Below are 26,043 nucleotides of genomic sequence, written 5' to 3' on the forward strand. Positions count from 1 at the left end.
CCTCACCATGATCCATAAGGGTAGGTTTTTCCTTTGATGAAATCTTTAATGTCCTGATCGTATCCATAGGAGAAATCACTTTTGGTAATCCCTCTGCAAACAGTTAACTCTTCCCCTGAAACTGTTTTCAGGTCTGTAACCGGTACAGGATAATTAGGGTGATTACCGACATCTTGCAACCAGACCCTGACTTTTCCCTCAGGTGCCAGACCAAATAGCATTGTTTTGTACCAGACAGTATTTCCTGAACGAGCCTTATAACTGGCGGGAGTTTTCATTTTCTGCCAGACCTCCGGCGGGAAAAAGAGACTGGTTTCGTAAGTCTTCATATCAATAATCGAGTCCCAGCAGAAAATCATATACTGCGGGGGATGACTGACTTTATTGAAATACACCGAACCACTTCGACTTTTATCGCTCCAGGTTCCGACAATATTGGGATCACTGTGTGTACCATCCAAGGTATTAAAGCTGTTCAGGTATCCTGCGGTATCGACAATACGTACATGGGTTACCGTGGCTGGCAATGCTTCAGGTGTAAGGAAAGCAAACTCCCATTTCCCGTATGGAAGCGTCCAGTCCCCCTCAACAGCCGGGGCTGAGCGGCCATGTTGCGGAGGTGTTTTATGACAAGCGGTAAGACTTAATAATAAAATCAGCGCGGCAGTTCGTATTAATGCCATAGTTTTTTCGTCCATTTTTTTATTCCGGCTTGCAAATCACCATGACCCGTATGGATAGGTTTTTCCTTTGATGAAATCAGGTGTTTCACCGTAATACACATAGCCATCAGGGTGTTTCGTAATCCCTCTGCAAACAGTTAGCTCTTCCCCTGACACGGTTTTAAGATCTGTTACTGGCACAGGGTAATTGGAACCACCTGCGCTGTTCTGTAACCAGACTCTGACTTTGCCTTCGGGGGCTAGACCAAACAACATCGTGTCATACCATGCCGTATTGCCGAACATATCCTTGCCAGTCGGGACACGCATTTTCTGCCAGACCTCTTGCGGGAAAAAGAGGCTAGTTTCGTAAGTTTTCATGTCAATAATCGAATCCCAGCAGAAAATCATATATTGCGGAGGGTGACTGACTTTATTGAAATACACCGAACCGCTTCGGCTTTTATTGCTCCAGGTTCCGACAATATTGGGATCGCTGTGTGTACCATCCAAGGTATTAAAGCTGTTCAGATATCCGGCAGTATCGACAATACGTACATGGGTTACCGTAGCTGGCAATGCTTCAGGTGTAAGGAAAGCAAATCCCCATTTCCCGTATGGAAGCGTCCAATCCCCCTCAACAGCCGGGGCTGAGCGGCCATGTTGCGGAGGTGTCTTATGACAAGCGGTAAGACTTAATAATAAAATCAGTGCGGCAGTGCGTATTAAGGCCATAGTTTTTTCGTCCATGTTCTATTATTCCTGCTTGCAAATCACCATGATCCGTATGGATAGGTTTTTCCTTTGATGAACTCTTGTGTCGTTTTCGTATATCCGTAGCCTTTAGTGTGTCGTGTAATCCCTCTGCAAACAGTTAACTCTTCCCCTGAAACTGTTTTCAGGTCTGTAACCGGTACAGGATAGTTGGGGTGATTACCGACATCCTGCAGCCAGACTCTGACTTTCCCTTCAGGTGCCAGACCAAATAGCATTGTTTTGTACCAGACAGTATTTCCTGAGCGAGCCTTATAACTGGCGGGAGTTTTCATTTTCTGCCAGACTTCCGGCGGGAAAAAGAGACTGGTTTCGTAAGTCTTCATGTCAATAATGGAGTCCCAGCAGAAAATCATATACTGCGAGGTAAGTCTGACTTTATTAAAATGAGCTAGTTGTGAACTTCTAAATAAATTACTCCAATGGCCTTGGCTTTCAGGGTCATATTCGGTGATATCTACGCTGTTGTATGTGAGGATATTTCCAGCAGAATCCACTACCCGTACGTAATTCACCAAGGTTGGAAGCGCATTGGGATTGAAAAATTCAAAATTCCAATCGCCAAAAGGCATAGTCCATTTAATATCTACTTCTGGCGAAGAAGTAATATTTGGTTGCTCTTTTGCCTGACAAGCGATGAGGCTAAATAATAAAGTCAGCCCGAGAGTTCGTTTTACTACCATAGCTTTTTTCCATCCATGTTGTATTCAGAACGTCGCCAGTTTTCATCCGGGCGTCCGGTGAAAAAGATTTCTGCGGCAGATGTTCCTCCCTGAATGCCCCCGCTGGCATCTGTGACTACTGCGTCCCAGTTCGACGAACAATGAATATAGTCTTTGGCTATCTGGTCAATTTCATCGATGGTGAAACCTTGGGTTGTTGGCCCGGAACGGGTTGCTTTACCAAAGGCGATGGCCTGAGTGCAAAATGAGGTAAGTTCGATTGGAATCGCTAAGTTGTCATCATCATCCTGAATATCATTAAATAATACTCCTGCTTCCAGCGCCGCATCCAACATCACACGCAATACGACCTTCGACCAGTCATTTTTCACGACTCTGTCACGCATCACCAGTGCTGCAAAACTGCGTTTCTGGAAGTTACCGTAACGATCTTGTGGCATCCGGTCGTCGTACCATGTTTCGACTGAAAATTTATTCGTTCGCATCAAGGATGCAATCGTCGGTGCCAGATTCAGCACTCCCTGTTCATGTACTGTTTGTTGGTATACCCGTGTTTGCTCGCCGGGCCTTGTGAAGGGAACAGTTTCAACCAGCGGGCGACTGATAAAAAGATTCTCACGCTCCAGTGGAAGATAGCCGCCACCGATGTCGGAGTGCACACCAGGCAGTGCCAGTTCGGGCCATGCAGGTTTAACGCTGTTAAGTGCGAAGTTAAAGCGGCATTCATTCTGCGCAGTGATATGGAAAACTTTTTCTGCCACGCCGGGGCGCAAGACAATATTAACGTCTCCGGTATCCGCCGTATGCGGGTTAAGGCCGTTTGAGGGGGTTCCGATGGCGGCGACAGTATCAAAAATACCTAAAAATCGCGTTTTACCCTCCGGTGCACCGTGGTATTCCATATCGCCAAATCCCTGACGTATGGCCTCTATTACTGCGCTATCCTTCGAGAATATCCGGTTGGCAAAGTGCCGTGCCGCCGCTGCCCCACGGCTAAAACCAAAAACGTCAAAATAGAGATTTTTAATGACAACTTTTCCAGAAAAATCATCTTTTATATTCCCAATGATTTTAACAAGTTTGACTAATGCATTATCGGTTTTAGCGATAACTCCTGTGTCAGAAATGCCCAATCCCAGACCTACAGGACTATCCGGTTTACCAGCCTCAGTGCCAATACCTTCGATATAAATAGCCCGCTGGATTTTTTGACTTTCAGCGGGAAAGTTAATTTTATACAACGTATGCAGCCAATGCACATTGGTGTAATACCCGGTATAGCTGCCTGCGCCAAAGCCCGATACCCCCATCTTGTTGTGGCCGCACTGAGTCAGAATCGTTTTGGCATCTTTGTCGCTTAGGTTGAAATGCTCGCTGCTACAGGCTTTGAGCATATTCTCGGTATTGATTGCGTTGTTCCCGGTGCCGTCGAAAAATACCCCAAGGGTCAGTGTAATTTCACGTTTAGGTTCATCGGGTTCTTCGTCAGATTGGGGCGAAATACTCTTATCAGTAACGAGAGGTGTGCCGGTTGATGATTGTTTATGTCGCCTCGTTGACTGAGCGTGTTGTTCAGGCTCTCCATCCTCATTTGGATGCCCCAAAGGCTGACCCGTTATATCCATAGTGTCTGGGTTGATAACGGCTTTCTTTTCATAACCATTTTCAATCGTGTGAATAAAGGTCGACTGGCAAGGGCAGGAGCTGACGCTGTGCAGCGTACCGGCCAGCAACAAACCCTCGTTACGACGTTTGGGTAAACCTCCAACAATTTCAAACTTGCCGGGGAATCTTCCGCAGCTTACTTTATCCCCGGCCCTTGCGCCGGCTATGCCGTGAAAACGCAATGTTGCGCTGCCGCTGAGTATCTCGCCACCACAGGTGGTCTTATCACCAATTCGAAGAAAATATCCCTTTGCCATTTACCGATATCCTTTCACTTTATTTTGAAAAATAAAATTTCGGATACCACTCTACGCCGGGTGATTTGATAAAAATAATATGAAGTTTGAGGCATTTTGAGGTGAGTTATTTACCCTCTGAATGTTTTTTATTTTCAGAAATGACTTAAAATTTTTCTTTTGTTTTTACCCGCGTGACGCCCATCACAGCAGTTCCACTTTTCGTGAACTGACTCGCATGACGCTGGGCATTCGCCTCAAGATAAATGCAAAGCTGCCCTGATGCTTGGCGCTTTGCCTAATGAGTTGCTCAAGAGTTGTTCTTATACTGGCTTCATTCCCTCCTCTGCGAACCCTACAGTTCTCTACGCGGACGGAATGACTTGCACCTTCGGGTTCAGGCATTGTCATTAATTCCGGAGAACACCATGGAAACAATCGTTTCATCAGCCAGTGCCGTAAAAAAAAGAACTAACGCGCGCTACTGGATAGTGGTGATGTTATTTATCGTCACCTCCTTTAATTACGGCGATCGTGCGACATTATCTATTGCCGGTTCGGCAATGGCGAAAGATATCGGTCTGGATTCGGTCGGGATGGGTTATATTTTCTCGGCATTTTCGTGGGCCTATGTGATCGGACAAATACCCGGTGGCTGGTTGCTGGATAAATTCGGATCTAAAAAAGTTTATTTCTACAGTATTTTCATCTGGTCTTTATTTACCTTGCTGCAAGGCTTTGTCGATGTATTCAGCGGCTTTGGCATTGTGGTCTCGCTGTTCGCGTTACGCTTTCTGGTCGGTCTGGCGGAAGCACCGTCTTTTCCGGGCAACAGCCGCATCGTTGCTGCGTGGTTCCCGGCGCAGGAGCGCGGCACTGCCGTTTCGATTTTTAACTCAGCACAGTACTTCGCCACGGTGATCTTTGCGCCGATCATGGGCTGGCTTACTCACGAAGTCGGCTGGTCACACGTCTTCTTCTTCATGGGCGGTCTGGGGATCATCCTGAGTTTTATCTGGCTGAAAGTGATCCACGATCCGAAAGATCATCCGGGTGTGAATCAGGCCGAACTGGATTACATGGAAGCGGGCGGTGCGCTGATCAATATGGATCAGAAGACGACCAAAAAAGCCGCCGTCAAAGGTGAAAAACTCTTCCAGATTAAACAATTAATGAAATCCCGCATGATGATTGGTATCTACATTGGCCAGTATTGCATCAATGCGCTGACCTACTTTTTCATCACCTGGTTTCCGGTTTATCTGGTGCAGGCGCGGGGGATGTCGATCCTCAAAGCGGGGATGGTGGCGTCGGTGCCGGCGATTTGCGGGTTCCTCGGCGGCGTACTGGGCGGGATCATTTCCGACTGGCTGATGCGTAAAACCAATAACCTCACGCTGTCACGCAAAGCGCCGATCGTTATCGGGATGCTGATGTCGATGTCGATGATTGCCTGTAACTATGTCGATACCGAGTGGATGGTGGTCGGCATTATGGCGTTCGCCTTCTTTGGTAAAGGCCTTGGCGCGCTGGGCTGGGCGGTGATGGCCGATACCGCGCCGAAAGAAATCAGCGGGCTGAGCGGCGGGCTGTTCAACATGTTCGGCAACGTCTCCGGTATCGTCACGCCGATCGCTATTGGCTACATCATCGGCACCACCGGTTCCTTTAACGGCGCACTGATTTACGTCGGGATCCACGCGCTGCTGGCGGTCGTCAGCTATGTATTTATCGTTGGCAAAATCGAACGTATCCAGTTACGCCCGTTCTGACCTACAGAAAAGGAGAAACATGATGAATACGCAATCTTCCCCGATCATCACTGATATGCAGGTCATTCCTGTGGCAGGGCACGACAGTATGCTGATGAACATCGGCGGCGCGCACGGGGCATACTTCACCCGTAATATCGTGATTTTGACCGACAGCGCGGGCAATACCGGCGTGGGCGAAGCGCCGGGTGGCGAAGTGATTTACACCACGTTGGTGGATGCCATTACACAGGTTAAAGGCCAGGAAGTGGCGCGGATGAACCGGTTGGTGCATCAGATTCACACCGGTAATCAGTCATCGGATTTTGATTCATTCGGCAAAGGCGCGTGGACGTTTGAACTGCGCGTTAACGCCGTTGCCGCACTGGAAGCCGCACTGCTCGATCTGATGGGGAAATTCCTCGGCGTGCCGGTCTGTGAACTTCTCGGGCCGGGTAAGCAGCGCGATGAAGTGACGGTGCTCGGCTATCTGTTTTACATCGGTGACCGGCAGAAAACCGATCTTCCCTATCTGGATGGCGGACAGGGAGTAGGGAAACAGGGCAGGCACGAGTGGTATCAGCTGCGCCATCAGGAGGCAATGAACAGCGACGCCGTCGTGCAGCTGGCGGAAGCGGCGCAGGATCGCTACGGCTTTAAAGACTTCAAACTCAAAGGCGGCGTGCTGCCGGGCGAGCAGGAGATCGACGCGGTGAAAGCGCTGGCAAAACGTTTTCCGGATGCGCGGATCACCGTCGACCCTAACGGTGCGTGGCTGCTGGATGAAGCGATTGGTCTGTGCAAAAACATGCAGGGGATCCTCAGCTATGCCGAAGATCCGTGTGGCGCAGAGCAAGGCTTCTCAGGTCGTGAAGTGATGGCTGAATTTCGGCGGGCGACCGGTCTGCCGGTGGCCACTAACATGATCGCCACCAACTGGCGCGAGATGCAGCACGCGGTCATGTTGCAGTCGGTGGATATTCCGCTGGCGGATCCGCATTTCTGGACCATGCAGGGCGCGGTGCGCGTCGCCCAGCTGTGCGATGACTGGGGGCTGACGTGGGGTTGCCACTCCAACAATCACTTCGATATTTCTCTGGCGATGTTCACCCACGTGGGCGCCGCTGCACCGGGCAAACCGACCGCCATCGATACGCACTGGATCTGGCAGGAAGGCAATCAGCGCCTGACCAAAGAGCCGCTGCACATCGTGAACGGCAAAATCAAAGTCCCTGAAAAACCGGGGCTCGGCGTGGAGATCGACATGGATCAAATCCATCGCGCCCATGAACTGCACAAGAAGCTGCCGACCGGTGCGCGTAATGATGCCGCCGCGATGCAGTATCTGATCCCCGGCTGGACCTTCGATCGTAAGCGTCCGGCAATGGGCCGTGGTTAAGAATTTTGATTAATAAGGAGCACATATGACCTCTTACTCTGCGCCAAAAATTGTTTCCATGCAGGTGATCCCGGTAGCCGGACACGACAGTATGCTGCTGAATCTCAGCGGCGCACACGCACCGTTTTTCACCCGTAACATCCTGATCCTCAAGGACAGCAGCGGTAATACCGGCGTCGGCGAAGTGCCCGGCGGCGAGAAAATCCGCCAGACTCTGGAGGATTCTTCACTGCTGGTTGTCGGCAAAACGCTCGGTGAATACAAAAACGTCATGACCGCCGTGCGTGAGAAATTCGCCGATCGCGATGCGTCCGGCCGCGGGCTGCAAACCTTTGATCTGCGCACCACCATTCACGTCGTCACCGCGATCGAAGCAGCGATGCTGGATCTGCTCGGCCAGCATCTCGGCGTCACGGTGGCCTCGTTACTCGGTGACGGTCAGCAGCGCGATGAAGTCGAAATGCTCGGCTATTTGTTTTACATCGGCGATCGCAATAAAACCTCGCTTGGTTATCAGAGTCAGCCGGACGACGCCTGCGACTGGTATCGTCTGCGTCATGAAGAAGCACTGACTCCGGCGGCAGTTGTGCGTCTGGCGGAAGCTGCGTATGAAAAATATGGCTTCAACGATTTCAAACTCAAAGGCGGCGTACTGGCGGGCAGCGAAGAAGCAGAAGCCGTTACTGCGCTGGCACAGCGATTCCCGCAGGCGCGGATCACGCTCGATCCGAACGGTGCCTGGTCGCTGGCCGAAGCGATCGCACTCGGCAAACAGCTGCGCGGCGTGCTGGCGTATGCCGAAGATCCGTGTGGCGCAGAGCAGGGCTTCTCCGGGCGCGAAGTCATGGCGGAATTCCGCCGGGCCACCGGTCTGCCGACCGCGACCAATATGATCGCCACCGACTGGCGTCAGATGGGGCATACCCTCCAGCTAAAATCGGTGGATATCCCGCTGGCGGATCCGCATTTCTGGACCATGCAGGGTTCAGTGCGCGTGGCGCAGATGTGCCACGAATGGGGCCTGACGTGGGGCTCACATTCCAACAACCACTTTGATATCTCACTGGCGATGTTCACTCAGGTAGCCGCTGCCGCACCGGGTAAAATCACCGCCATCGACACCCACTGGATCTGGCAGGAAGGCAATCAGCGCCTGACCAAAGAGCCGTTGCAGATAAAAGGCGGCAAAGTTCGCGTCCCGGAACAACCGGGTCTGGGCGTTGAGCTGGATATGGATCAGGTGATGAAAGCCCACGAGCTGTACAAAGGCATGGGTCTCGGCGCGCGCGACGATGCGCAGGGGATGCAGTTCCTGGTGCCGGACTGGAAGTTTGATCCGAAAAGGCCGTGTCTGGTGCGGTAAGCGCTTATGCACATAAAAAAGCCTCTCAGTTGAGAGGCTTTTTACATTATGGCAGGAAACTTAGCCCCGCGCGTGCGCCGCGGCTTGCTCAATCAGCTCATCAGACGGACGTTTACCGGTATAGAGAACAAACTGCTCGACGGCCTGCAATGCGGCGACTTCTTCGCCGGTGATGACTTTCTTACCCTGTTCGTGGCCATAGCGGATAAGTGGCGTCCCGCCCGGCGCGACCACCACGTCAAACACGGTGCTGGCGCGGTCAATCACCTGCGGTTCAAACGACAAAGCGTCAGCTTCCTGAGCACCAGGCATACCGATTGGCGTGACGTTCACCACCATATCCACCGGCAAATCGCCCACTTCGGCTCTCCATTCATAACCATATTCTTCAGCCAGCGCGCGGCCGTTGGCTTCGTTGCGGGCAATGATGTACCCCTTTTTGAATCCGGCGTCACGAATGGCGGCAACCACCGCTTTACCCATACCGCCGCTGCCGCGCAGCGCGAAGACCGCATCACGCGGGACTTTATGGCTGTCGAGCAGTTTGGCGACGGCGATGTAGTCAGTGTTGTAGGCGCGCAGGAAACCGTCGTCGTTGACGATGGTGTTGACCGACTGAATGGCAGTGGCGGACGGATCCAGTTCATCGAGGAACGGAATACAGGCTTCTTTGAACGGCATGGACACCGCGCAGCCGCGGATCCCCAGCGCACGCACGCCTTTGACTGCGGATTCGATATCTTTGGTGCTGAAGGCTTTGTAGACGAAGTTCAGGTCTAACGCCTGATACAGGTAATTATGAAAACGGGTACCGAAATTTCCCGGACGACCGGAAAGGGACATACATAACTGCGTGTCTTTGTTGATTTCCCGACTCATGATGTTCTCCTAATAGGGTAATTTTGATCTCTTTGAACCTTAGCTGAAACGTTACAACCCTACAATAATCATGTTGCCGGGCTGGCGGTGAAATTCTTGTTTACCTCTCCTGTTCAGGATTTATTCGGATCTTTAAAACATCGTGTTAATTTCTGAGTAGGGTGCTGCTTTTTCCAACATCGACGTCATTTCATCCTGTTGCAGGAATCCGCTGACCAGCTGTGCATTATGCGCCCATAACGTTTGCGGCAACCAGGAACCGGCGCTCAGGCGGCGTACGCCAAGGCCTGCGAGTTCAGTGACCGGGGGCAGACCCGGCCAGACCGCCACGTTGAGCAGCAGATGAGTGCCGTCAGCAATGGCGCGTATTTCGTTACTCTCCGCGAGGCCCAGTACAAAAATGCCGTTGGCACCGGCCTCGCTGTAAGCCCGCGCCCGCGTCAGGACTTCAGCCACTTTTTCAGCCGCAGGAACTAAATTACGTGCATAAACGTCGGTGCGCACGTTGATATAAAGATCGACTCCGTGTCGGATGCTGGCCGCTCTTATGGCCTCGATTTTGCGGCACAACAATTGCGGATCGCCTGCACCATCCTCAATATTGATACCGACAACCCCTGTATCCATAAACCGGGATACAGTTAATGCCACTGTCGCCGGATCCTCGCTGTAACCGCCCTCGATATCCACGGAAAGCGGCACTGAAATCACCCGAAAAATGGACGCAGCACGGGCGACATATTCCTCTGCTGGCAGGTGATTGCCGTCGCGGTAGCCAAGAGACCACGCGACGCCCGCGCTGGTGGTGGCGATCGCTGCTGCTCCCAGACTCTCTATATGGCGTGCGCTGCCTGCGTCCCAGGCATTGGGTAGTTTTAGCGGAATATCCTGCTGATGAAGGGTGTGGAACAGGCTGGCAGAGGGCGTTTTCATGGAAGGCTCCTTAAAAAAGAATCATTCTAATCATGCTAAATTTTCTTGATAATAGCCGGAAATAACATTCATTCTTTCTCTGAGAGCATTAATGAACGCGCCTTCCCTGCATCTGGTACAAACTTTTGTCGCGGTGGTTGAACATCACAGTTTTGCCCGGGCGGCCAGCGCGCTGGGCATTACGCCATCTTCCGTCAGTCGTTTTATTAAAACACTGGAACAGGAGCTCGGCACAACGCTGCTGAACCGGACCACCCGGGCCATGTCGCTGACAGAAACCGGCAAGCGATATTACGGCGAATGCCATCAGGCGCTGTTGCAGCTCAATAACGCTGCCGGAAGGGTGCGTGATGAACAGACACTTCCCTATGGCGTACTGGTCGTGAGTGCGCCGGTTGCTTTCGGTCATACGCACATCGTGCCTTATCTGAGTGAGTTTCTGGCGAGCTGTCCGCAGGTGCAGTTAGATCTGCGTCTGAGCGATGACTATGCCGATCTGGTTTCGGAGGGCATCATGCTGGCCTTTCGAATCGGGCGCATGAAGGATTCTTCCCTGATCGCCCATAAGATGCTGGATAACCGGCGGATCCTGGTGGCGGCGCCTGCCTATCTGGAAAAACGCGGCAGTCCTGCGACCTTAGAAGATCTCAATCAGCATGAGTGCATTGTCTCCTCCGCCAGTCAGGACGGCGTGCTATGGCGCGTATTTTCGAACGCAGAAGAACGCACACTGGCACCAAAAGGCTCGGTCAAAGTTGATAATGCCGATGCCGCGCGACGGTTATGTATTGATGGTCAGGGTATCGCTTTTCATTCCGCCGTCACCATGGCGGCGGCGATTGCCGCAGGGGATCTGGTGCAGATATTGCCGCAATGGACAGGGCGGGAAACCGGTGTTTATTGTGTGCGCCCCAGCCGGCGTACCGGTCCGGCGGCGAAAGCGCTTCTCGATTTTTTGGCCGCACGCTGGCAGCGAAAATGACGATCGGGTGATATCCGTTATACTTACCGGATACGCATAAGCGGAGGCGGCTATGAATTTAGATCTTTTTGATCACCCCGATTTTCATTCCAACTGGCGTGAGGATCTTTGCCCCGGCGCGGTGGTTTTGCGCGGTGCGGCGCTGGAGGATGACGTAAGGCTGCTGGCGGAAATTGACCGGATCGCCGGGCTGGTGCCGTTTCAGTATCGTGCAACGCCGGGCGGTTATGCGATGTCGGTGGCGATGACCAACTGCGGGGATTTTGGCTGGGTGACCGACAAAGCCGGTTACCGTTATCAGGCCACCTCGCCGGAAAATCAGCAGCAGTGGCCTGCAATGCCCGCATTGTTTCGCGCCATCGCCGTGAAGGCGGCACAAGAGGCGGGCTTCCCCGGTTTTGATCCCGATGCGTGTCTCATCAACCGGTATCAGCCGGGGGCGAAAATGAGTCTGCATCAGGATAAAGATGAGCATGATTTCGGGCAGCCGATAGTCTCCGTCTCGCTCGGATTACCGGCGGTTTTTCAGTTCGGCGGGATGGAGCGCAGCGACAAAACACAGCGTGTTCAGCTTACGCACAGCGATATCGTGGTGTGGGGCGGCCCATCGCGGCTGCGCTATCACGGCGTTTTGCCACTGAAAGCGGGAGAGCATCCGCTTACCGGATCGTATCGGTTTAACCTGACGTTCCGAAAAGCCAGTTAACGCAGTGAAAAGGCTGTAAAGCGCAGGACTTTGTCCTCATTCTGCTTTACACTGCCGCCCTGCAAAATAGACATCTTGAACGAATAATTAGGCGGTAAGCGATGAACGGCGTAATCACAACCTGGTTTGAAGATAAAGGTTTCGGTTTTATCAAAGATGAAAACGGCGATAACCGTTATTTCCACGTTATTAAAGTCGCAAACCCGGATCTGATTAAGAAAGACGCGGTAGTTACCTTTGAGCCGACCACCAATAATAAGGGCCTGTCTGCCTTTGCGGTGAAAGTCGAGCCAGAGAGCAAATACATCTTTATTGCCGGTGAGCGCATTAAAATCACCAGCATCAAATCCTTCCTTGCGTTCAGCGAAGAAGTGCCGGCAGATTCTCAGATCGACAAAGAGAACGCCGTGCTGTCCGTGGGCCTGCTGATGAACCGCATCCGCCCGCAGGAAGAAGAGAAAAAAGCGGCCACGCGCACGCTGAAAAAACTGGCGATCACCACCTTCCAGAACACCACCCACGTGTTCTCTGAAGATGAAATTGACGTCGATGCCACCATGAAAATCCTTAAAGGCCTGTAAGCCTTTCGGCCGGTGCGTTCCCCGCGCACCGGTTCTGTTCCCCCTTCTTTAATACGTCACCGTCACCCGTACCGTATCGCTGTAATTTCCGGCGGGCACGTTCGCCTGCGTGGCATTTACCGTCGCGGTATACGGAATGCTTTGTGATAAACCGGTCCCCGTCGCTCCGGTATCGTTCGCATTCGTCCACACCGTCGCATCGGATTTGAGTAACTGGTATTGCAGATAGCTGGTCACCGAGTTGACCGTCGATGACATCTGCCGGTACGAGCCGTTGCTGGTGTTGCTGCTCTTAAGGTTAACGCTGTACGTCGCGCCGAGCGTGCAGCGGACGCTCAGTGCGTTAGAGGTGACAGAGGCGAAGCCTGCCGGGAACGCTGCCGGGCCGAAATTGACGTTGGGGGCGCTGTCGATATAGCAATAGTTGGTGACTACCAGCGAAACGGCGATGGCAGTATTGGCGGTGCCATCGGTGTATACGCACAACCCGAGCGCGCCGACAAAACAGATATGGTATGCCCAGCTGATGTTGATGGTATCGCTGTAAGTCCCGGCCTGCAGGTTGGAGCCGGTGGAGGTTTTCAGATACAGCGGCAGGCTGCCGTCGCTGGCGTTGAATAACCCCAGCAGGCCAAGCAGCGTGGTGCTGCTCCAGGTGGTCGAGGCGCCGACGTTAACCGGCGTCGCGCAGGCGCTGTCCTGACAAATAATGTAGGGCAGATACTGTTTACTGGTGCCGTTATACAGCCTTGCTGTTGTGCCAGAAGCATTAGCCGTCGAGGCTATGGTCGCCGTTACCGTATTGGTGCTGAGCAACGAAAGCACGCTGCCGGTGCACACAAAACCGCTGGTGGCCGTCACCAGTTCGGCGGTGGTGCCGACGGTGAACGAGTTGTTGGAGGCAAAAGTGCCTGCGCCAGAAGAGCTGGTACAGGCGGCCTGAGCGGCCTGAATGCTGAAAAGCAGCATGCCGGACATCAGCACTCTGACCGTCCATCTACGGATTTTGTTCATTGTTCTCTCCTGATACCGGGCCGTTGCGGCAAACCAGCGGGCCGACCTGCTCGATGCTGTGACTGTTCACGTTGAGGTCAAAGCCAATCCGGCAAACTGAGCCATCTTCCTGACGGATGCTCAACATGTTTTTCGCTGCCAGATTGCTGAAATACGCCAGCCCGCCGTAACCGACGACGGTGGTTTGCTGGCTGTTTTGTTCGGTAACCAGCGTGCCGACTTTCAGCGGCTGGCCCTCGCCGTTATGCAGCGTGATATTGGCCGACAGGACTTTTTTCACTCTGAATTCGACGACCACGCCGCTGCTCTGGCGCACGGAAACGTTGTCGGTGACGCGGGTCGCCACCACGTCAGCCGGTAAAGGCAGAGTGTCGATATCCACTTTTGCCGGATAATACGAACTGACCGTCGGGATCAGCAGGTGGCCGTTTTTATCGGTATTACCCTGTTTTTGATTCTCATACATCACCGGCACGCCCGCGTAATTGCCGGTATCGACGACAATAAAGGCATCGTTGATTTTGTCCGACAGGAAGAAGTCATTAGCCACGAACACCACCGATCCGCTGAGATCTGCCCAGTTAGTGTATTTACCGGTTTCGCCATACAGCCCGCCTTCCAGCGTGGCGTAACGGGTTTTCCACGTCGCATCGGCCTGCTGATACGGATCCCGACCGCCGGTATAAGCCAGATTCCAGCCCAGCCCGCCGTCGGTAGGCGCGGTTTTACTGGCGCTGAGCTGCTCCTGATAATTGCCCGCGCTGTCGCGCTGCATCCCGGCGGTGACGCTGGCACCCGAATCGAGCGGCACGATGAACTGCAACTGCGCGCTGTAACCGCTGTCGCTCAGCGTTTTGTTCACCGACAGGAACATGCTGCTTTGCCCCCACAGCGAGCGGCTGTAGGAAAGATTGAGCAATCGCGTATGGCTGCGGTCGTAGGCTTCGACGTCGTAATACCCGATGCCTACCGTGCCGTTGGACGGGCCAAACGGCGAGGTGCTGAAGGTGACCTGATCGGCCTGACGGCTGAGGCGGGTGGCGCTGGTGTAAGACGTCAAATCCTGAAAGCCGGGGCTGCGGGTGGAGCGCAGCGCCGAAAGGCTGAAGCGGGTGGAATAGTAGGAATACCCGACCGTGTACTGATTGCCACTTTTTTGGTCAGTGTCACCGTCGGCATTGGGCGACGCGCTGATCATCCCGTTATTGTTCGGCACCCCGCTGAGGTTGAGGTGGGTGCTGTTGTTGTCGGTATCGAGTTCGCCGCTGTCCGTCGGCGCACGACTGGCGCGGCTCTGGCTGCCGGAAACGCTGATTGTTCCCCAATGCCCGACCGCCATATCGGCACCAATGCCGCCGAGCGCCAGCCCCTGCGTCGCTTCGCCGTGCGAGGAGAGCGTCAGATAATTATTGATGCCGTATCGGTATATGCCACTGAACGCGGCGTCGGAATAATCCCCGCTGGTGATACCGTAATTTTGCCGCACTGCCCCCAGTGACATGTCGAAATCACTCAGCCCCTTGCGCAGCAGGGTGTTCGACACATAAAACGGAACACTGGTGGAAACCTGACGGCCCAGGGCGTCGGTGGTCACGACGGTCGCTTCCCCGGCACCGTTGATGTACGGCACGTTGGTCAGCGTAAAGGGGCCTGAATTGAGGTTGTTGCTGCTGGCTTTGTAGCCGTTCAGGAACAGATCCACCGTGGTCGGTACCGCCGCCGTGCCGCTGTATTGCAGCAGCGGATAGGTCACCAGATCCGGCCGCACGCTGAAGTTACGGCTGATACGTAAACCGGCCATGCGCGCCGAATTGCTCCAGGTCAGCGAGTTACTGACGAAATCCCCTACCTGATAACTGATCAGCCGTTGTTCATCGTTATACCGCCAGTAGGTGTCGTAGCGCAGATAACCGTCCTGCGCGCCGCCGCCGTCATTCCCGCTGTTATCCATGTTGTCACGCCAGGTACCGGTATTGGTCAGAATGCCGACGCTGCTGAATAACCGTTGTTCCAGATAGGTGGCGACCGAGCGCGGCCCGTCGTGCGGATCGGTGTAATAGGCGTCGTAGTTGAACAGTAAACCGGTGCTGCTTTGCGCGGGCGTGTAGCCGATCAGGTTATCGCCGCTGACGTCCTGCTTCGGCAACCAGTCATCCGGTACCTGAATGATCATCTGCTGAAGGGCTGCGTTGTAGGTGGCTTTCACGCCGGGCAGCGCGGAGACGTTCACCAGCCCCTGCTGCTGACCGTCGGTGTGCACATGGTTTTTCACCAGTACGCCCGATTCCACAAAGTAGGCGCCGCTGCGCCAGATGACAGGCACCACCTGATTATCGGTCTGGCCGTTTACCACCAGCGTCAGATAATAGGTGGCGTCCATCACCACCGGCGCCGCGCGTGGCGCATCCGGCAGTGCGCCGTACTCCTCAGCCTGAACCAGCAACGGAAATACTGACATGCCGGTGCTGCCTGCGTAAATCAGGCACAGGTTGAAGGAGAGTCTGCATGACAGCTTCAGGCGTCGTGATGACATCGCTTACGCCCCGGCCTTATTCGCCGCGCGGGATCACGATGGGTTGGGTGTTATCCGCAATTTGCGCGTTGAGCTGTCCGCCGGGGATCACCCCCGCCGGTACCGGCCAGCGCATTTCCTGCCCCGGCAGCACGTATCCCATAAACCCGCTGACCATGGTTTTGACGCCCTGTTTATTATTGCCATTCGCCGACCAGAATACGTTGCTCAGGCGTGCGTGAACGGTGCCGGTATTTCTGATTTTCAGCAGCATTTTGCCGCCTTCTGTATCCACGCTCCATTTGAGCACCGGCCTGGTCGCCGAAGCCGGATCGCGTTTCACATCGGTACGGTCGTTGGTCCATATGCCTTCGCCATCGAGAAATAACGGCAGCAGATAACGCATCTGCAATTGCAGACCGACCACGGCTTTGGACTGGCCTTCCGGGGAGGCATTCAGTGACGATGGGATTTCATCAATAATGATGCGAAACGACTTTTCAGTTTTGGGCGGGACCGGGGTGTTGCGAATCAGGCGGATCAGCTGGCGCTGGCCGGGGGCCACGGTAGCAAACGGCGGGCTGGCGACGACCTGGGTTTGATCGGCATAGCGTTCATTAAAATTCTCCTGCTTCCACGCCATCACGCGTATTTGCAAAGACACCGGTTCCGCTCCGCGATTTTCCAGCCACAGGGCGGAGCCGTTCTGGTCGGCCTCGATTATCTGATATACCGGCCAGACCAGCACCGAACTGGCGGCAAAAACCTGTCCGCTCGCGCACAGCGCGCACACCATAATCAGACGGGTAATAACGCGTAAAAAAGTGACAGTCATAGTTCACATCCTGATGATTCAATAAGTTAATGTCACGGTCACCGTGTCGGTGTAAGTGCCCGCTGTGGGTGACGTCGTGAAGGAAAACAACCGGGCATAGACCGGGTAAGTTTGTGTTGTGGCCGGAAAGCTGCTGACGGTCATCGCCAGCGCAGCGGTTCCCCACACCTTGGTATGCGCTGAATCCTGATAAAGCTGATAAGCCAGCGTGGCGGTAGCACCGCTGTTGGCCATGTAACGTTGTGTCGCCGAACCACCGTGGGTGCCGTAGTCCATGGCAATCGCCACCGTCGCGCCGGGCGTGCAGGTCACGACGACGGAACCCGCGCCTGAGGTACTGACCACATCGACATTGGTGGGAATGGAAGCGAAAGATCCAAAGTTGATGGTGCCGAGGCTGGTGACCGGGCTGCTGAGGGATGTACCAAAGGCGCAACCGTTGGTGATGGTAGCGTTGACGGTAAAGCTGCTCGTGGCGGTGGCTGCCAGCAAGACAGGGGAAAAGAGGAATGACAACGAAGCCAGCAGGAAGAGGGCGCATTCAGACATTTTGCGGCTCCCGCTACCAGCTGACGGTAACATTGACCGTGTCCGTATACACACCGGCGGCGGGTGTCGTTTGCATCGGCACCCGGCCATACACCGGATACCACTGATCCGCGCCGGAACCCGTGCCGCTAACGCCGGTGATGTTGTCCCAAATCGTGGTGCGCGGCGCACTGGTATAGAGGTTATAGCCCACCGTTAATGCGCTGTTGGTCGTGTTAGCCATCTTACGGGCGGTCACGCTGCCCGCAGTACCGCCGTCCATCAGGATTTTGTAGCTCAGCCCGTTGACGCAGTTCACACGAATCGACCCCGCCAGCTGGGCGCTGGTGACGTTGATAGCATTGGACAGGGTGGCGTAGTTACCAAAATTGAGCGTACCGAACGTGGTGTTGCTGCCCACCGTTGTGCCCGCCGTACAGGCAGGCAGCAGCGTCGCGGTTATCCCCAGCGTCGCACAATACGCAGACGGGATAGCCGCCTGACATAGCAGCACAATCAGGGCTGGCAACAACGGTACTTTGATGTCCATGACCATTCCTTCCTTGACTGACCCTCTTTCCAACCGTCAGGACTTTTCAGTCCTGACGTGTCAGCGAATTACCAGGCAAGGGTGGCGACGACCGTATCGTTGTAAGTTCCCGCAGCCGGTGTAGTGCTGGTCTGGTCAGCAGGCAGTACGCGACCATAAATCGGAATGTTTTGCGCAGTGGTGCCCGTCCCGAGGGTGATCGGCGTATTGATCGCGATTTCGGTGGTACGTGCGGTGTCTGAATAGAGACGATAAGGGATGCTGTTGCCGCTGGAGGTCATGGTACGCAAACCGCCGGCTGCGGCGAGGCCGCCGTTAAGTGAGAGGGTCGGGCTCAGACCGGTACTACACGTGACGGTCACCGCGCTGGTGCCGTTGGCGCCAAGCACTGTCCCGTTGATTACGCTGGTTAAATCCGCGTAATTACCAAAGTTCAAAGTACCCCACTGGTTAGTCCCGCCGGTGGCGGTGCCGTTACCGACGGTACAACCGGTGCTGATGGTCAACTGAACGCCCACTTGCCCTGTTAATGTCCCGGCTGCCTGTGCGCCTGCGGTCAGTGTTAACGTTGCCGCGGCCAGAACAGCCAGTAATAAAGAATTTTTTTCGCCCATGATGACTCCCAATACCTGCTTACACTGGTGTGCATTCATGCCATCGCTTCACAACGGCATGTGGAAATCCTCTGGTGGTCATAAAGCAATCAAAGCAGCTAAAAAAACAATTATTGGCGACAAAACAGGCGGGATTCGTATTTCTCACAAACCTGGAAAAGATCCCTGACCCAAACAACATGATGAAATCGGCCGTTAAGGTTAAATATAAGTTAATAAATTTACCTTAAGGAGATCTTTACGTGATTTTGTCTAATAAGGATAAAAACACCATAAAAACAAAATTAGTGAATTTTTATCCCGATAAAATGACATTTTTTATATTTAATGATTAGCGTTCCTCATGTGACAGGTGAGGTTTTTTAACCATTTTTTGAGTAGTGTTATAGGTTTATGATAATCATCTTTATCAGACGGAGGCTGTGATGTTTTCTGACGCTGTGATTGACGATATGAACCGGCTGGCGCGATTTCTCTCTCTGGACCAGACCTCGGGAAAGGGCCCGTCGGGCCAGCCAACGCTGCTGATCCTGCTCGGAAACGCCATTTTACCCACCGCCGAAGCCGCATTTCAGGCGCTGATGCAGGGCAGGGTTTCACGTTTGCTGATCGCCGGAGGTATCGGCCATTCGACTGAACTGTTGTATCACGCCGTGCAACAGCACCCGCGTTATCAGCACATTGCGACGGCTGGCCGCAGCGAAGCCGACGTGTTAGGAGATATCGGCGTGCAGTGTTTCGACCTGTTGCCTGAGCAAATGCTGCTGGAAACCGTCTCCACCAACTGCGGCGACAATGCCGTGCAGGCGCGGCGTGTGCTCGGGCTGGCGGGCGATGTATCTGCGCACATCTTGCTGACGCAGGATCCGCTGATGCAACTGCGTACCGACGCCAGTTTCCGTCACGTTTGGCGCGACCGGCCGGATATCACCTTCACCAGCTGGCCGGTGCTTATTCCGCAGCTTGAGCGGGACGGTGACGGGCTGCGGTTTGCCGGTTGCGATAATCAAAGCCTGTGGTCGCTGCCGCGTTTTGCCTCCCTGCTGCTGGGCGAAATTCCGCGTCTGCGCAATTCACCCGGCGGGTATGGCCCGCGCGGGGCGGGCTTTATTGCGAATGTGGAAATACCGGCGGAGATTGAAGAAACCTATGCCCGGCTGCTTCCGGTACTGGAAGCCGGTTACGGTGACAGATCGTTCTGACCGGCGGGCGCGGCCTCGCTTTCCTGTTGATTGCCTTTCAGCGCCAGCAACACCACCAGCGCCGAAAACAGCGTGATCGCCATCAGGCAGAGCAGTAGCGGATGCAGCGCTGCGGTATATAACTGCTGAAGCTGCGCCGTGCTGGCCTGCGGGATCAGCTGCTGCGCCACCATCAGATTCCCGGTTGCCAGCCGCTGCGCTGCCTGACTGAGGTCGCCGGAGGTAAAATGCGCCGCCAGCGCGCTGTGGCTCAGTGAGGCAAGGATCGCGCCGACAATCGCCAGCGAAATTCCTTCACCGGCCACGCGGGTGGTGCTGAAAATCCCGGTCGCCATCCCCGCGCGTTCTTTCGGAACCACACTCACCGATAAGCCATCCATCAGCCCCCAAGGCAGGCCGGTGCCGAGGCCAATCAACAGCATTGGCGCGATCATCGCCGTCACGTTTTCTGCCAGAACCGCCTGACTCAGCCAGCCCAGCCCGGCGGCGGCAATCACCAGCCCCGAGGTACAGAGCACGCCTGCGGAGATCCAGCGCGTCAGCCACGCCGCCAGCAGCGGAACCACCAGCATCGGCACGGAAAGCGCCATCATCATCAGCCCGGCGCGTTCCTCGCTCAGCCCTTTCACGCCGATAAACAGCATCGGCAGAATCACCAGCAGTACGACAAAGCAGAATCCGGTCGCCAGCGGCAGCGCCTGTACGCCGATAAAGCGCACGTAGCGGAACAGTGATAAATCCAGCATCGGCTGCCTCACGCGCAGCTCGACCCACACAAACATGCCCAGCAGCAGGGCGGCGCCAGCCAGCAGCGCCAGTACCTGCGGGCTTCGAAGACCGTACTGCGGAATGGCCATCAGCGCCCAGGTCAGCAGCGCCAGCATGGCGGTAAAAGACACCGTACCCGGCCAGTCGATACCGGACGCCTGCGGATTACGCGTCTCGCGCATTTTTGACGCGCCGGTGATAAGCGCCAGCACGGCAATTACCGTCGCGGAAAAGAACACCGCGCGCCAGCCGAAATGGGCGATCAGCGCGCCGGAGAGAAACGGCCCGAACGCCAGCCCGACGCCAAAACTGCTGCCCATCAGGCTGAACGCGCGGGTGCGGGCTGCGCCGTCAAATTCCTGCGCCAGTGCGGCGGCACCTCCGGCCAGCGCGGCAGCGGCGGCGACACCCTGTGCGGCGCGCAGCAGATCAATCCACAGCAGACTGCTGCTAAACGCCTGCAACAGGGAAAGCAGTGCAAACAGTGAAACCCCGCCGATAAAGACTTTTTTACGGCCAATTTCATCGGCCAGCGCACCGGCGACCATCAGGAAACAGCCGAACGTCAGCATGAAGGAATTCGTGACCCAGCTCAGCGCCTGCGCGCTGCCGCCGAGTTCGCGGGCGATGGCAGGCGTCGCCACCGCGCCGCTGACAAAATTCAGCGGCAGGATCACCGCCGCGATGCAAACCGTCACCAGAACCCTGAGACTGCCCGCCGGATGCATTGAGGATGTATTCATAAATGTGTCCCGTAGTGGTATATAACAGTGATGATAAATTGTCGGTAATCTGGCGGAAACAGGCTTAAAGTCCGATGATTCAGGACTAAAACGCTCGAATGAGGGAGTGAGGAAAAATGGATAATCTCAACGGATTACTGGCATTTGTACGTGCGGCGCAAAACGAAAGTTTCGCCGGGGCAGCGGAGCGGATGGGGATTTCGGCGTCGGCGGTGGGGAAAAGCGTGGCGCGGCTGGAGGAAAAGCTCAGCGTGCGGCTGTTCAACCGCAGCACGCGGCGCATCAGCCTGACCGATGAAGGCCAGCTGTTTTTCGAGCGCTGCCAGAACATTGTGGCGCAGCTGGAAGAGGCCGAGCAGGAGCTGGTGCGCATCTCCGCCGTGCCGCGCGGCAAATTGCGCATCACGGCACCGGCCATCGGTTACCGGATCCTGCTGCCACATCTGCCGGAATTCCGCCTGCGTTATCCGCAGGTGGAGCTGGATCTGGATTTCAGCGACCGGATGGTAGACGTGATCGATGAAGGGTTTGATATCGCTATCCGCAGCGGTGAGCTGATCAGTTCACAGATGATGTCCCGCCGTCTGGGGCCTTTTCGCTTTGCGATTGTCGGCAGCCCGCAGTACTTCGCGCAACATGCCGCACCGCAGATACCGGAACACCTGCAACATCACGCCTGCCTGCGTTACCGTTTTCCGGGCACCGGTCAGTGGCAGGAATGGGCGACCAACAGCCCGATCCCGCCGGAGCTGCCGCTGGCGCTGAGCAGCAATAATCTGGAATCCATTTTGCAGGCAGCGTTGCAGGGGCTGGGGCTGGCGTATGTGCCGGAGTTTATCGTGCGTCACTATGTGGCCTCCGGCGAACTGATCTCTGTGCTGGAGCCGCACCTGAAAGAGGGCGGCAAGTTCTCGGTGGTCTGGCCAAGCAGCCGCCATATGTTGCCAAAGGTGCGGGTATTTATCGATTTTCTGACGGAAAAACAGGTGCTGTGCTGATCACTGTTTATCCAGCCATTTGCCCATTTCCACCAGCGCCTGATCCAGATTGGCGCGGCCAAAACCGATGCGCAGGAAATCTTCTGAGACCGGGTTCAGCTCTGAGGCGTAGGTGACGGACGGAATGACCATCACCCCCGCTTCCTCCACCAGTCTTGTGGCGAAGACTTCTGCACCTTCCGGCCCGGTATAGCGCGGGAACGCCAGTACACCGGCCTTTGGCACGGCGAGACGGAACCTGTCCGGATAGCGCGCCAGAAAAGCGGTGAGTGCCGCGAGCTGGCTGCGTGAGCGCTCCATCACCCGTTCGAGGATCGGCGCGCGGGCGTTGAGCGCAATCGTGGTCAGGAACTCGCCGGGCATGGAATTGCAGATCGACAGATACTGCTTCATGCGTTCAAGCTTTTGCATCCACGCGTCGTCCTGACAGGCCACCCAGCCGATGCGCAGACCGGGCAGTCCGTAAGCTTTCGAGGTGACATTGAGCGAAATGCCGCGCTCGTAAACGTCCGCCAGCTGCGGCAGGCGATCCGCCGGGTCAAACTCGGTCAGGCGATACACTTCGTCGGAGAAAATCCAGATCCCGCGTTCGCGGCACATCGCAATCAGTTCGTTCAGCTGCACCCGCGAAATCAGTGCACCGGTCGGGTTATGCGGAAAGTTAATCACCAGCACTTTGGTATTCGCCTGCAGCGCCGCACGGACTTTTGCCGTATCCAGCGCCCAGTCGTTATTCTCATCCAGCGCCACGCCGGTCACGTCGCAGCGCGACATCGGCACACTTTCCAGCGACTGATAATTTGGCGTGATCACCACCGCGTGATCGCCCGGTTCGAGCAGCATCTGGAAACTGGCGTAAATGGCTTCGTCGGCACCGGCAAAGCTGATGACCTGCTGTGGCGTTACCTGCCGGTAAGTGGCGGCGATGGCTTCGAGCAATTCCGGCGTACCACGCAGCGGCGGATAATCCAGCATCGTTTGCATAAACGGCGCGCGATGCTCTTTTCCCGCCAGTTCAAACAGCGTATCGATGCTCATCGATTCAGGGTAGGAAGAGGAAAGCGGAAAACGGACGGCGTGTTCCAGCCGTGAGAGATAGCTGATTAAACGAAAATCTTCAGGAAAAGACATGGCGTATCCGTAATAAAAGTGGCGAAATTAGCGGCGATGGCCCTGCGCAAAACGGCGTTCAAGGCGGCTTTGCAACAGCTCTAAGACAATCGACATAATCCAGTAAATCGCGGCGGCGGTGGCCAGCATTTCCATGTAGCGGTAGGTGCTGCGGCCATACGATTGCGCCAGGAAGTTGAGCTCCCACAGCCCCATCAGCGAGACCAGCGAGGAATCTTTCAGCATTGAGATAAACATAGAACCGGCGGGCGGAATGATGATGCGCAGCGCCTGCGGGGCAGTGACGTGGACGGCCACCGTCCAGCGCGAGACGCCGAGGGCCAGCGCGGCTTCCTGCTGACCGCGCGGCACCGAGAGTACGCCGCTGCGGATGGTTTCAGCCAGATACGCACCGTAGTTCATCGACAGCGCGATAATGCCTGAGCTGAGCGCGCCAAGCACAATCCCGAACTGCGGCAGCGCCAGATAGATAATAAGCACCTGCACCAGCAGCGGCGTGCCGCGAAACAGCGAGGCGTAAAACGTCGCGCAGCCGAACGCCAGCGCGTTATTGGACATCCGCCCGAGTGCGGTAATCAGGCCGATCAGCAGGCAGAAAAACATCGAGCAGGCGGTGATCATGATGGTCAGCGCCGCGCCCTGAATAAAGCCGTCCGGCGACAGGCGCAGGCCGAGCAGGAACGGCAATTTTTGGCTGATGAGGCTCCAGTCCAGCCCCATCTTGCTGAAGGTGCCGATCAGCAGGCTGAGCAAAATTACCCACGTCAGCCCGGTTTTGAAAGTAAACGCGTGCGCGCGATGCCAGGGTTCGGGCATTTCAACCTTCGGCTGGCTGTCCGGCATTTGTGGCATTACGGCACCTCGTGGGTAATGTCTTCGCCCAGCCAGTGCTGGGAAATTTTGGCCAGCGTCCCATCGTCGCGCAGAGATTTAATGGTGTCAGCGATTTTCTTATCCCACTCGGCGTCGCCCTTATCGGTTGCGACCCAGTTCGGTTCGGCATACAGCTCGGTGACAATTTTAAATACCGGCGCACGCTTGATACGCGCATTGGCAGTGGCTAAATCGGAGACTACGCCGTCAAGACGCACGCCCGGCCCGAGCGCCAGATTCTGGAACGCCACTTCTTCATCGCTTGGAATGACCTGCACGTTATCAAACGGGAAGACGATCGGTTTGCTGCCGGGGATCACCAGCGTTTTTTGCAGATACGTTTCGTAAGTCGAACCGATACCGACGCCAATCTTTTTGTTGCTCAGGTCAGCGGCGGATTTGATACGGTCATCTTTCTTATTCACCACCAGCACTGCCGGGGAATTGTAATACGGCGTCGGGAAATCCAGCACTTTGGCGCGTTCGGTGTTTGGCGTCATCGAGCAAATACAGCTATCCCAGCGGCCCTGCCATTTGCCACCGACGATGGTTTCCCAGCCCGGTGCGATCAGTTCGAGCTTCACGCCCATGCGCTGTGCAACGGCTTTTGCCACGTCGACGTCAAAACCGGCCAGCTGGTTATTGTCATCGATAAAACCAAATGGCGGATAATCGTTGACGATGGCATTGCGCAGGACGCCGGTTTTGGTGACGCGATCCAGCGTGGTGCCTGCAAAGGGGGCGGCAGAAAACAGCGTAGTGGCAAGGAGTGTCAGGGCAACAAACGAAGTGCGCATAAGCAAATCTTTCCTTAAACGTAACCAAAATGGGGAAATATTGTAAAAACCTACACTAAGTTTTAGACGTATAGAAGTCTAAAATCGCTGTTTTATGGCTTATAGTATTCTGTGCGGAAAATTCCACGGATAACAGTGAATTGCTTTGCGCGCTTAGTTTAACAATCCCGCCCCCACGTTAATCGACAACCCCAAAATCGCCAGATTAAAGACGAACGAAATCACCGACTGCAACAGCGCGATCTGGCGCATATCGGTGGTGCCGGTTTCCACGTCGGCGGTCTGCGACGCCACGGCGATGGTGAAGGAAAAATACAGGAAATCCCAGTAGCCAGGTTGCTCTGGCTTTTCAGGGAAAATCATCGGCGTCACGTCTTTGCTGAGGCGCAGATAATAGTGATGGGCGTAATGCATGGCGAAAGACGTCGGCAGTAACGCCCATGAGGCGATAAGCGTCGTGGCGGTCAGCAGAATATGCAGCGCGCGCGGTGTACCGGTCAGATCTTTGAGCGAACCGAGCTCCATCAGGATTGCCAGAATGCTCACCAGACAGGTGATCGTCACCATGCTCAGCACCAGCGTGGCGCTTTCATCCTGCGTTTTGGCGATGTGCGGAATATTTTTTGCCTCGGTGCGCAGCATGCGAAACCACAGGAAAAACAGATACAGCCACGCCAGCACGTTCCAGCCGATCAGCAGGCGCTGTAACAGCCCGAGATGGGCGGGCAGAAGAAAAAAACAGCCCACCCCGGCCAGAACAGATATCAGCAACCGGGAGCGCACCTGCAGATAATGTTTGAGAGAAAAGCTCATGGTGTTAAGCGCTTAGCAAAGAGGAAACGGATGACTCAACTGTAGTCGTTG

26 protein-coding genes are annotated in these 26,043 nt (G+C 55.1%); 9 read left to right on the top strand and 17 right to left on the bottom strand.

The features are described from left to right. Window positions 1-2 precede the first annotated feature (2 nt). The 4 genes from ACMHLI_RS01145 to ACMHLI_RS01160 are packed head-to-tail and all read right to left on the bottom strand — an operon-like array spanning window position 3 to window position 4,041. The gene (locus tag ACMHLI_RS01145; protein WP_413527889.1) at window positions 3-698 is read right to left on the bottom strand and encodes a DUF2931 family protein; all 696 of its coding nucleotides are present in this window, start codon (window positions 696-698) and stop codon (window positions 3-5) included. A 21-nt stretch (window positions 699-719) separates the two neighbouring features. After that, window positions 720-1,412, bottom strand: coding sequence for a DUF2931 family protein (locus tag ACMHLI_RS01150; protein WP_413527890.1), 693 nt, complete (start codon window positions 1,410-1,412; stop codon window positions 720-722). A 23-nt stretch (window positions 1,413-1,435) separates the two neighbouring features. Continuing rightward, on the bottom strand, window positions 1,436-2,119 hold the full coding sequence (locus ACMHLI_RS01155; RefSeq protein ID WP_413527891.1) for a DUF2931 family protein: 684 nt from the start codon (window positions 2,117-2,119) through the stop codon (window positions 1,436-1,438). Further along, window positions 2,113-4,041, bottom strand: a complete 1,929-nt coding sequence (locus tag ACMHLI_RS01160; RefSeq protein WP_413527892.1) for a PAAR domain-containing protein — start codon at window positions 4,039-4,041, stop codon at window positions 2,113-2,115. The genes ACMHLI_RS01155 and ACMHLI_RS01160 overlap by 7 nt, the downstream gene beginning before the upstream one ends. Window positions 4,042-4,448: 407 nt before the next feature. Between ACMHLI_RS01160 and ACMHLI_RS01165 the strand changes: the two genes are divergently transcribed. The 3 genes from ACMHLI_RS01165 to gudD are packed head-to-tail and all read left to right on the top strand — an operon-like array spanning window position 4,449 to window position 8,533. After that, on the top strand, window positions 4,449-5,792 hold the full coding sequence (locus ACMHLI_RS01165; protein WP_413527893.1) for an MFS transporter: 1,344 nt from the start codon (window positions 4,449-4,451) through the stop codon (window positions 5,790-5,792). A gap of 19 nt (window positions 5,793-5,811) precedes the next feature. Then, the gene (locus tag ACMHLI_RS01170) at window positions 5,812-7,170 is read left to right on the top strand and encodes an enolase C-terminal domain-like protein (protein ID WP_413527894.1); all 1,359 of its coding nucleotides are present in this window, start codon (window positions 5,812-5,814) and stop codon (window positions 7,168-7,170) included. Window positions 7,171-7,195: 25 nt separating this feature from the next. Beyond that, on the top strand, window positions 7,196-8,533 hold the full coding sequence (gudD, locus tag ACMHLI_RS01175; protein ID WP_413527895.1) for a glucarate dehydratase: 1,338 nt from the start codon (window positions 7,196-7,198) through the stop codon (window positions 8,531-8,533). Between the two features lie 60 nt (window positions 8,534-8,593). Here gudD and ACMHLI_RS01180 read toward each other — a convergent pair whose 3' ends face one another. Further along, window positions 8,594-9,412: a shikimate 5-dehydrogenase gene (locus tag ACMHLI_RS01180; protein WP_413527896.1), complete on the bottom strand. Its 819-nt coding sequence runs from the start codon at window positions 9,410-9,412 to the stop codon at window positions 8,594-8,596. Between the two features lie 132 nt (window positions 9,413-9,544). Then, a complete protein-coding gene (locus ACMHLI_RS01185; protein ID WP_413527897.1) occupies window positions 9,545-10,345 on the bottom strand; it encodes an isocitrate lyase/PEP mutase family protein in 801 nt (266 codons plus the stop codon). A 91-nt stretch (window positions 10,346-10,436) separates the two neighbouring features. Here ACMHLI_RS01185 and ACMHLI_RS01190 point away from each other — a divergent pair, with 91 nt between their 5' ends. The 3 genes from ACMHLI_RS01190 to ACMHLI_RS01200 all read left to right on the top strand — a co-directional run bounded on the left by ACMHLI_RS01190 (window position 10,437) and on the right by ACMHLI_RS01200 (window position 12,614). Next, window positions 10,437-11,327 carry a LysR family transcriptional regulator gene (locus tag ACMHLI_RS01190; protein WP_413527898.1) on the top strand — a complete coding sequence of 297 codons (891 nt, stop codon included), beginning with the start codon at window positions 10,437-10,439 and terminating at the stop codon, window positions 11,325-11,327. Between the two features lie 52 nt (window positions 11,328-11,379). Continuing rightward, window positions 11,380-12,033, top strand: coding sequence for a DNA oxidative demethylase AlkB (gene alkB / locus ACMHLI_RS01195; protein ID WP_413527899.1), 654 nt, complete (start codon window positions 11,380-11,382; stop codon window positions 12,031-12,033). 101 nt (window positions 12,034-12,134) lie between these two features. Continuing rightward, a complete protein-coding gene (locus ACMHLI_RS01200) occupies window positions 12,135-12,614 on the top strand; it encodes a cold shock domain-containing protein (RefSeq protein WP_112164109.1) in 480 nt (159 codons plus the stop codon). 48 nt (window positions 12,615-12,662) lie between these two features. Here the strand turns inward: ACMHLI_RS01200 and ACMHLI_RS01205 are convergent, their stop codons facing one another. The 6 genes from ACMHLI_RS01205 to ACMHLI_RS01230 form a co-directional block, all read right to left on the bottom strand. Beyond that, a complete protein-coding gene (locus ACMHLI_RS01205; RefSeq protein WP_413527900.1) occupies window positions 12,663-13,628 on the bottom strand; it encodes a spore coat protein U domain-containing protein in 966 nt (321 codons plus the stop codon). Beyond that, on the bottom strand, window positions 13,612-16,086 hold the full coding sequence (locus tag ACMHLI_RS01210) for a fimbria/pilus outer membrane usher protein (RefSeq protein ID WP_413527965.1): 2,475 nt from the start codon (window positions 16,084-16,086) through the stop codon (window positions 13,612-13,614). The genes ACMHLI_RS01205 and ACMHLI_RS01210 overlap by 17 nt, the downstream gene beginning before the upstream one ends. A gap of 91 nt (window positions 16,087-16,177) precedes the next feature. Next, window positions 16,178-16,975 carry a molecular chaperone gene (locus ACMHLI_RS01215; protein WP_413527901.1) on the bottom strand — a complete coding sequence of 266 codons (798 nt, stop codon included), beginning with the start codon at window positions 16,973-16,975 and terminating at the stop codon, window positions 16,178-16,180. Window positions 16,976-16,993: 18 nt separating this feature from the next. Next, window positions 16,994-17,524: a spore coat U domain-containing protein gene (locus tag ACMHLI_RS01220; RefSeq protein ID WP_413527902.1), complete on the bottom strand. Its 531-nt coding sequence runs from the start codon at window positions 17,522-17,524 to the stop codon at window positions 16,994-16,996. A gap of 13 nt (window positions 17,525-17,537) precedes the next feature. Continuing rightward, complete coding sequence (locus ACMHLI_RS01225) at window positions 17,538-18,053, bottom strand: spore coat U domain-containing protein (protein ID WP_413527903.1); 516 nt, start codon at window positions 18,051-18,053, stop codon at window positions 17,538-17,540. 68 nt (window positions 18,054-18,121) lie between these two features. Then, window positions 18,122-18,667, bottom strand: a complete 546-nt coding sequence (locus tag ACMHLI_RS01230; RefSeq protein WP_413527904.1) for a spore coat U domain-containing protein — start codon at window positions 18,665-18,667, stop codon at window positions 18,122-18,124. Between the two features lie 37 nt (window positions 18,668-18,704). On the opposite strand from ACMHLI_RS01230, the gene ACMHLI_RS01235 reads away from it, so the two are divergent. After that, entirely contained in the window at window positions 18,705-18,836 is a 132-nt protein-coding gene (locus ACMHLI_RS01235) for a hypothetical protein (protein ID WP_413527905.1), read from the top strand. A 256-nt stretch (window positions 18,837-19,092) separates the two neighbouring features. Then, window positions 19,093-19,869, top strand: a complete 777-nt coding sequence (locus ACMHLI_RS01240; protein WP_413527906.1) for an ElyC/SanA/YdcF family protein — start codon at window positions 19,093-19,095, stop codon at window positions 19,867-19,869. Here the strand turns inward: ACMHLI_RS01240 and ACMHLI_RS01245 are convergent. Then, window positions 19,848-21,380 carry an MFS transporter gene (locus ACMHLI_RS01245; RefSeq protein ID WP_413527907.1) on the bottom strand — a complete coding sequence of 511 codons (1,533 nt, stop codon included), beginning with the start codon at window positions 21,378-21,380 and terminating at the stop codon, window positions 19,848-19,850. The two genes, ACMHLI_RS01240 and ACMHLI_RS01245, sit on opposite strands and share 22 nt — an antisense overlap. A gap of 116 nt (window positions 21,381-21,496) precedes the next feature. Between ACMHLI_RS01245 and ACMHLI_RS01250 the strand changes: the two genes are divergently transcribed. After that, complete coding sequence (locus tag ACMHLI_RS01250) at window positions 21,497-22,378, top strand: LysR family transcriptional regulator (RefSeq protein ID WP_413527908.1); 882 nt, start codon at window positions 21,497-21,499, stop codon at window positions 22,376-22,378. Here the strand turns inward: ACMHLI_RS01250 and ACMHLI_RS01255 are convergent, their stop codons facing one another. The 4 genes from ACMHLI_RS01255 to ACMHLI_RS01270 form a co-directional block, all read right to left on the bottom strand. After that, window positions 22,379-23,509, bottom strand: a complete 1,131-nt coding sequence (locus ACMHLI_RS01255) for an aminotransferase class I/II-fold pyridoxal phosphate-dependent enzyme (protein ID WP_413527909.1) — start codon at window positions 23,507-23,509, stop codon at window positions 22,379-22,381. It abuts the gene before it with no gap. Window positions 23,510-23,536: 27 nt separating this feature from the next. Beyond that, window positions 23,537-24,361, bottom strand: a complete 825-nt coding sequence (locus tag ACMHLI_RS01260; protein ID WP_413527910.1) for an amino acid ABC transporter permease — start codon at window positions 24,359-24,361, stop codon at window positions 23,537-23,539. Next, window positions 24,361-25,179, bottom strand: a complete 819-nt coding sequence (locus ACMHLI_RS01265; protein WP_413527911.1) for a transporter substrate-binding domain-containing protein — start codon at window positions 25,177-25,179, stop codon at window positions 24,361-24,363. Before ACMHLI_RS01265 ends, ACMHLI_RS01260 begins: the two co-directional genes overlap by 1 nt. A gap of 153 nt (window positions 25,180-25,332) precedes the next feature. Continuing rightward, complete coding sequence (locus ACMHLI_RS01270) at window positions 25,333-25,992, bottom strand: DUF1345 domain-containing protein (protein WP_413527912.1); 660 nt, start codon at window positions 25,990-25,992, stop codon at window positions 25,333-25,335. Between the last annotated feature and the right edge of the window lie 51 nt (window positions 25,993-26,043).

The organism is Rahnella inusitata, assembly GCF_965118895.1.
GTDB classification, from domain to species: domain Bacteria; phylum Pseudomonadota; class Gammaproteobacteria; order Enterobacterales; family Enterobacteriaceae; genus Rahnella; species Rahnella inusitata_A.

What these genes read in the sequence shown, in the direction of transcription:
- ACMHLI_RS01145 (WP_413527889.1), bottom strand. Translation starts at nt 698, where the DNA reads ATGGACGAAAAAACTATGGCATTAATACGAACTGCCGCGCTGATTTTA.
- ACMHLI_RS01150 (WP_413527890.1), bottom strand. Translation starts at nt 1,412, where the DNA reads ATGGACGAAAAAACTATGGCCTTAATACGCACTGCCGCACTGATTTTA.
- ACMHLI_RS01155 (WP_413527891.1), bottom strand. Translation starts at nt 2,119, where the DNA reads ATGGTAGTAAAACGAACTCTCGGGCTGACTTTATTATTTAGCCTCATC.
- ACMHLI_RS01160 (WP_413527892.1), bottom strand. Translation starts at nt 4,041, where the DNA reads ATGGCAAAGGGATATTTTCTTCGAATTGGTGATAAGACCACCTGTGGT.
- ACMHLI_RS01165 (WP_413527893.1), top strand. Translation starts at nt 4,449, where the DNA reads ATGGAAACAATCGTTTCATCAGCCAGTGCCGTAAAAAAAAGAACTAAC.
- ACMHLI_RS01170 (WP_413527894.1), top strand. Translation starts at nt 5,812, where the DNA reads ATGATGAATACGCAATCTTCCCCGATCATCACTGATATGCAGGTCATT.
- gudD (WP_413527895.1), top strand. Translation starts at nt 7,196, where the DNA reads ATGACCTCTTACTCTGCGCCAAAAATTGTTTCCATGCAGGTGATCCCG.
- ACMHLI_RS01180 (WP_413527896.1), bottom strand. Translation starts at nt 9,412, where the DNA reads ATGAGTCGGGAAATCAACAAAGACACGCAGTTATGTATGTCCCTTTCC.
- ACMHLI_RS01185 (WP_413527897.1), bottom strand. Translation starts at nt 10,345, where the DNA reads ATGAAAACGCCCTCTGCCAGCCTGTTCCACACCCTTCATCAGCAGGAT.
- ACMHLI_RS01190 (WP_413527898.1), top strand. Translation starts at nt 10,437, where the DNA reads ATGAACGCGCCTTCCCTGCATCTGGTACAAACTTTTGTCGCGGTGGTT.
- alkB (WP_413527899.1), top strand. Translation starts at nt 11,380, where the DNA reads ATGAATTTAGATCTTTTTGATCACCCCGATTTTCATTCCAACTGGCGT.
- ACMHLI_RS01200 (WP_112164109.1), top strand. Translation starts at nt 12,135, where the DNA reads ATGAACGGCGTAATCACAACCTGGTTTGAAGATAAAGGTTTCGGTTTT.
- ACMHLI_RS01205 (WP_413527900.1), bottom strand. Translation starts at nt 13,628, where the DNA reads ATGAACAAAATCCGTAGATGGACGGTCAGAGTGCTGATGTCCGGCATG.
- ACMHLI_RS01210 (WP_413527965.1), bottom strand. Translation starts at nt 16,086, where the DNA reads ATGTCAGTATTTCCGTTGCTGGTTCAGGCTGAGGAGTACGGCGCACTG.
- ACMHLI_RS01215 (WP_413527901.1), bottom strand. Translation starts at nt 16,975, where the DNA reads ATGACTGTCACTTTTTTACGCGTTATTACCCGTCTGATTATGGTGTGC.
- ACMHLI_RS01220 (WP_413527902.1), bottom strand. Translation starts at nt 17,524, where the DNA reads ATGTCTGAATGCGCCCTCTTCCTGCTGGCTTCGTTGTCATTCCTCTTT.
- ACMHLI_RS01225 (WP_413527903.1), bottom strand. Translation starts at nt 18,053, where the DNA reads ATGGACATCAAAGTACCGTTGTTGCCAGCCCTGATTGTGCTGCTATGT.
- ACMHLI_RS01230 (WP_413527904.1), bottom strand. Translation starts at nt 18,667, where the DNA reads ATGGGCGAAAAAAATTCTTTATTACTGGCTGTTCTGGCCGCGGCAACG.
- ACMHLI_RS01235 (WP_413527905.1), top strand. Translation starts at nt 18,705, where the DNA reads ATGCCATCGCTTCACAACGGCATGTGGAAATCCTCTGGTGGTCATAAA.
- ACMHLI_RS01240 (WP_413527906.1), top strand. Translation starts at nt 19,093, where the DNA reads ATGTTTTCTGACGCTGTGATTGACGATATGAACCGGCTGGCGCGATTT.
- ACMHLI_RS01245 (WP_413527907.1), bottom strand. Translation starts at nt 21,380, where the DNA reads ATGAATACATCCTCAATGCATCCGGCGGGCAGTCTCAGGGTTCTGGTG.
- ACMHLI_RS01250 (WP_413527908.1), top strand. Translation starts at nt 21,497, where the DNA reads ATGGATAATCTCAACGGATTACTGGCATTTGTACGTGCGGCGCAAAAC.
- ACMHLI_RS01255 (WP_413527909.1), bottom strand. Translation starts at nt 23,509, where the DNA reads ATGTCTTTTCCTGAAGATTTTCGTTTAATCAGCTATCTCTCACGGCTG.
- ACMHLI_RS01260 (WP_413527910.1), bottom strand. Translation starts at nt 24,361, where the DNA reads ATGCCACAAATGCCGGACAGCCAGCCGAAGGTTGAAATGCCCGAACCC.
- ACMHLI_RS01265 (WP_413527911.1), bottom strand. Translation starts at nt 25,179, where the DNA reads ATGCGCACTTCGTTTGTTGCCCTGACACTCCTTGCCACTACGCTGTTT.
- ACMHLI_RS01270 (WP_413527912.1), bottom strand. Translation starts at nt 25,992, where the DNA reads ATGAGCTTTTCTCTCAAACATTATCTGCAGGTGCGCTCCCGGTTGCTG.